The organism is Enterococcus sp. DIV0660C (assembly GCF_017316125.1).
In the GTDB taxonomy this organism is placed as follows: Bacteria; Bacillota; Bacilli; order Lactobacillales; family Enterococcaceae; genus Enterococcus_B.
In genome coordinates this window covers 1-5,234 of the sequence record NZ_JAFLWA010000016.1, presented here as the reverse complement: position 1 = coordinate 5,234, position 5,234 = coordinate 1, and the positions used below count along the sequence as shown (strand labels likewise).

Annotated in this window: 3 protein-coding genes; all 3 read right to left on the bottom strand. The window is 28.8% G+C overall.

Annotated features, from left to right (window positions below; genetic code table 11):
- Positions 1-649: 649 nt before the first annotated feature.
- On the bottom strand, positions 650-2,131 hold the full coding sequence (locus DOK81_RS04210; RefSeq protein WP_206908650.1) for a helix-turn-helix domain-containing protein: 1,482 nt from the start codon (positions 2,129-2,131) through the stop codon (positions 650-652).
- 328 nt (positions 2,132-2,459) lie between these two features.
- Entirely contained in the window at positions 2,460-2,687 is a 228-nt protein-coding gene (locus tag DOK81_RS04205) for a hypothetical protein (protein WP_206908649.1), read from the bottom strand.
- A gap of 110 nt (positions 2,688-2,797) precedes the next feature.
- Entirely contained in the window at positions 2,798-4,282 is a 1,485-nt protein-coding gene (locus DOK81_RS04200) for a helix-turn-helix domain-containing protein (RefSeq protein ID WP_206908647.1), read from the bottom strand.
- Between the last annotated feature and the right edge of the window lie 952 nt (positions 4,283-5,234).

Sequence of the window (5,234 nt, the reverse complement as noted above, 5' to 3'; positions counted from 1 at the left end):
TATTGCTTGTACTTTCTTCAATCGCTTCATTAGCTTTTGAAGATTCTACTACTTCTGTGTTGCTTTTATTGTTCTCTTCCGCAAGTACAGTTGTCGGTACTACTGATAAAGATTGGAACAACATTACTGTCGTTGCCCCCAATGTTACACACTTTTTAAACTTATCCATATATTTGATAATTAACATCTCCTTTTTTTTACAAATAATATAAGGGACATAGACTTATGTATCGATACCTATAACGTTACTCACTTTGCACAAAAGATAGATTGCTTAATCTTTTTTATTACTAATAAACGCTCCTTTCCTATGAAACATATATCTAGTTAGCAAATTCTTCTGTCTTTTTCGGAATACACTACATGAATCTGAAATACTGGATCTATAATACCCAAATACACAACTTTTACTCAGCAACATATATATTTTCATCTACTTTAGATATGACACACTCACTGCCGAGTGAATATACAATAACATTTTCAGAATCGGCAGATAATCAAAAACAAGACCTTAAAAAACACTTTTTTGACTGAATTTTTTTCAAATAAAAAAAAACACACGTACAAAAATCCGAAAAATGATTTTTGTACGTGTATTTTTTTAAGAATATTCTTGCTATAGATTCTTTTCAATATTCTAAATTATTCAATAGCTCTTATTCAATTCTTGTTCAATTCTTTTTAAATCTCTATTTCTAATTTCTCGATTAATAGCAATGATCTTCGCATTAGGATACTCTTTATCTAGTCCATCAAGCGTATTAGTTGATAGAATAATATCCATCTCATTTTCATTGTAATTCATGTCACTCGTATATACGTTAATATTATATTTGAAATTAAAATGACCTTCAACCATCTGTCTAAGTGTTTCTCTTAAAGATTTGGGTAAATCTGTTTCTAAAAGTAGATTTGTCTCTTTTTCATACATAGCTGCCTTATTAAAGTGGCTAAATATCGCCCAATAGTAAATAATTAAGTAGTTTTCTTCTAAAAAAATTTTATTATTGGTGGTTTTATACAAAATGTCTATAAGGTTGGATATACGTTTCTTTAATTCCGGGTAGTATAACTCAATCTTTCTTAAATACTGATACCCATTCAAATCAGTTAGCAAGTTTTCAAACAAACTAGCTGACATATGTGTAGCATATAAATAGGGTTCAATCCGTTTAATAAAACTTGGATTTAAAGTAAAGAAATATTCTTGAAAAAGCCTTAAAGTAGCATTTACTGAAATTGCTACACCACTTTGTTTCTCTTTCTCTTGCTCAATAATTCCAGCCATATCACTTGTCCATAAGAATATCTTCCATATTTCATAATGAAATAGAATCTCATCCTCACTCAAAAAAATATCTTTTTTTAGTTCAGAAAAAGCTTCAAAAAATTTATCAAAATACGAATTGCGCTCCATTTCCCATTCACGAATTATTTTAATGTATTTTTTCTCTCTTGTTCGAATTAACGTAATTGCGATATAAAACATCATACGCCTACGCTCAATTCTAGAAACTTTTGATAAACCTTTCTTCTCATCACATAAATAATCTACTATTCTCTCTACTCTATGTTCAGAAATATTTCTAAATGGCCAACCAACCCCTTGATTAATCCTCCAATAAAACAACAACATAAAAATTCTAATTTGTTTCTCGGAGCCCTCTATTGAAAAATCTCTTCTAGCTATATCTATATTATATTGTCCAAGGTAAGTTCTGATTTTTCTTATATATCTTCTTACTGTTGCTTCACTAATATAGTTATTTTGTGAATAATTTATAACAGAAATGAATGTATTAGAAAATAATTCATCCAATAAAGCAATCAAGGGACTCTTCAATAATAAATGAGATAACAATGCTTTCATATCTGTTTCTGAAGGAAGAACTAAACGAACTCCACCTCTTTTTACCCTTAATAATTGAATATTTTTATCGCCATGATTCTCTACATGTTCCTCTAATTTTTGTACAACTTTAGTAATCTTTTTGGTTTCTTCATTAAGAACCGCTGATAGCTCTGCAGTAGAAACAAACCTATCGGCATTAAATAAATAATTAACTATTTTTATCTCTAAGTCTACTTCTGGTGTTAAAAGCCATTCCCTCGCAAGCATTCTTTCCATTTTAATTCCACCTTAATAATTTCAAACATTTTAGTACTACCCTTTTGAACGAGAAAACTTATGGCGTTAATAGTTGGTCACTGGCCTTTAGATATGGTAGCCTAATTGAAAAAATCCTTATATCTAAAAGCTATTTATTTTCTCGTTGTTATGGTTATTATTACTATTACATTTTTAATCTCTTATAAAACTAACTAGCTATCCTAAATTTTAGTAGAGAAGATGACCCCTTATGCTTTAATAAGTTTTTTTCTTTTTCAATGAGGTATGGAAAGTTTCAATACCTCAGACTTTACTTTTTTATAAATAGCTGCACTAATGTTGAACATTAGAATTTTGGGTTGAATTTATCAAGCATCAGTAGCTTAGTATCTATACCGACAATAGTTTTAACTATTTCAAACACTTTACTCCTATCTTTAAATAAAATTAGTTCTATTTCATTAAATAATTGTTCAACATACCTCAAAATTATAGAGTTTTCTGATACTTTATAATTGTGTATCTCATTGAATATTTCATCTTTAGAGGTATGAAAATCTAAAATAGCGTTCACCGTTATCTCCCCTTTCTATGTAAAATAACCCAGTATGAACTATTGTACTGAGTTATTTTAGTTTATAAGAACAAAGAAAACGATTCCACCAAAACTCAACTGTAAAAATCCTAATGTAAATTTCGTATAGCTATGAGAATATTTATTATTTCATATAAGGTCAAATTTCGTGAAACAGTGACTCTCAAGTTATCATTAGTGTCGTACATTCTTAAGTTGGATACTATTAAATCGGGGGTAACTTCAGGGGGGAGTTCTTCTTCAAATAAAACAGATACATTATATGTTTTTTGCAAAATGTATTCTAATATATCCCGTTGATAATTTCTTATATATGAATTTAACTCTGTTTCAAATAAAACATATATTTTTTTTTCATAGACTGTTAGTTTATTTGCTAGATAGAAAATCATACAATATCGTATATTCAATAATCTTTCCTTATCAAAAATATTGCTCTGTAAATTATTTTGCAAATCATTTATGAAAAACTTCATTCTTTCCGACAATTTTGGGACTAAGGTGTTTATATAACGTATATAAGAATTACCCAATTCATCAATTTCTAAATTTGGGCTTATTTTTACCATATTATGTGTACTAAATAAAAACATTTTTGTTTGCTTGTGTACTCTCATATCACTTATTTGAAAAAACTCTTTTTCAAATAAGTCTAAGACCACACTCGTTTGCACAGCTTCAGGTACATAGTTAGATAGTTCCTCACAAAAGCACTCCTCCATATTTGGAAGAAAATTAAAAACTTTAAATACATCAAATAGTCCATGAAATTCATGAATATTTGATGTACGAATCAAATCAGCTTTCTCCATTTCTTGTTTAAATTTTTGAAATACTTTTCCCTCATATACATCGCTATTCTCAATGAAGTTCTTTTGTGCTATCCGTAATCTCCATATAGCTATATGATAAACTAGCTTTCTTTTTTCGATTCGATTTAATTGTTGTACATATGACCACTCATTAACACTGCTGACTATTTCATTCTCATTAATATACTCGAATGGCCAAGCATCTTTGTTTACTTTCCAATAAAATATAAAGATCAAAAATCTTACCTTATTTTCAGGACCGATTAACGTCATTTTGTTTCTATCGATAGAAACATCTAATTTTTCTACAGATTTTTTTAGCTTTGATAAATCTTTTTTTAGTTTTGACTCACTGATAAACTTTTCTTGACAATATTTTTGAACTGACGTAATTCGTTTAAAAATAAGATCATGTAATAACACAACCATAGGATTTTTATATATAAGTTCTGTTATAAACCCTCTTAAATCCGTACCATCATGAGCTTTTAGAAAGTATCCCTTGCCTCTAATAAAGTCAATTGAGCTCTCATTATCTTTAAAATAAGTATCCATTTCATTTTTTAAATCCAAAAGCATCATGTTACTTTTTTTATATGTAATATTAAAATTCCCAGCTATTTCATTTGCTGGTACATAATAAGGGCGGAGTTTTAGGTATTCCAAAATAAGCATCTTTAAATAGGTATCTTTATCAATAAAACGTAAAAATTCTACATTCATTTGGGTCTCTAATTTAGATTGATTATTAGGAATATACATAAAAAACATTCTCCTTCATTATAAATGTTATGTAGAATGATACCTCAATCCAAAAAACAAAGCGAATATGTTGCATAACTATCTTAATTTAAAGTAAAAAAATGAACCTGAAATATAGACATGATTCTCAAATGCGATAACTTGCCCTCCACGAATGATTTTGAAATTAGCACTATGTATGTCCAAGCAGTCTGTTTTAATACCAGAACTTTACTTCCATTAAAAATTGCTCCAAACTCATCTTATCTATATTTTTTTGATAGTTTAAAAAGCGAATTAATAGAAACAAAGAAAACACTCCAACTAAAATTAGTATTTACTATAAAACTAACAAATGACCATTTATTTTAAGAAATTGAAGTTACCAAAAAATGTAGAGTTTTTCGAAGCAGCGAACTCTACTCGTCCATTTGATTGGTAGAAGTCATAGACAATTCTGGTTTTTCTTGTTTGGAAAATCGGAATCTTTTAAAACAGAGCTATAATTTAACCATAAAAAAATCGACCTCCAAAAATTAGATTTTTGGTCTAATTTTTGGAGGTCCGATTAATAAAGATATCTTTTTATATCTCAAATCTTCTATCATTTATTTACTATCAAATTTAGTTTAATGTTTTTTGTTCTTGCGTAAACTAAATACTGCTAATCCAATAAATGCTAATCCAATGATAATAACAATTGGATTACTTCCAGAATCACCTGTCTTAGGAAGAGAGCCACCGCTTGATTGATCTGAACTTCCATTTGGCTTATTACTTGATGAACCTGTTGTTAAATCATTTTTTGATTCTGTTGTACTTGATTCTGTCGTACTTGGTTCTGTTGTACTTGGTTCTGTTGTACTTGGTTCCGTTGTACTTGGTTCTGTTGTACTTGGTTCCGTTGTACTTGGTTCTGTTGTACTTGGTTCTGTTGTACTTGGTTCCGTTGTACTTGGTTTTATTTATCTTC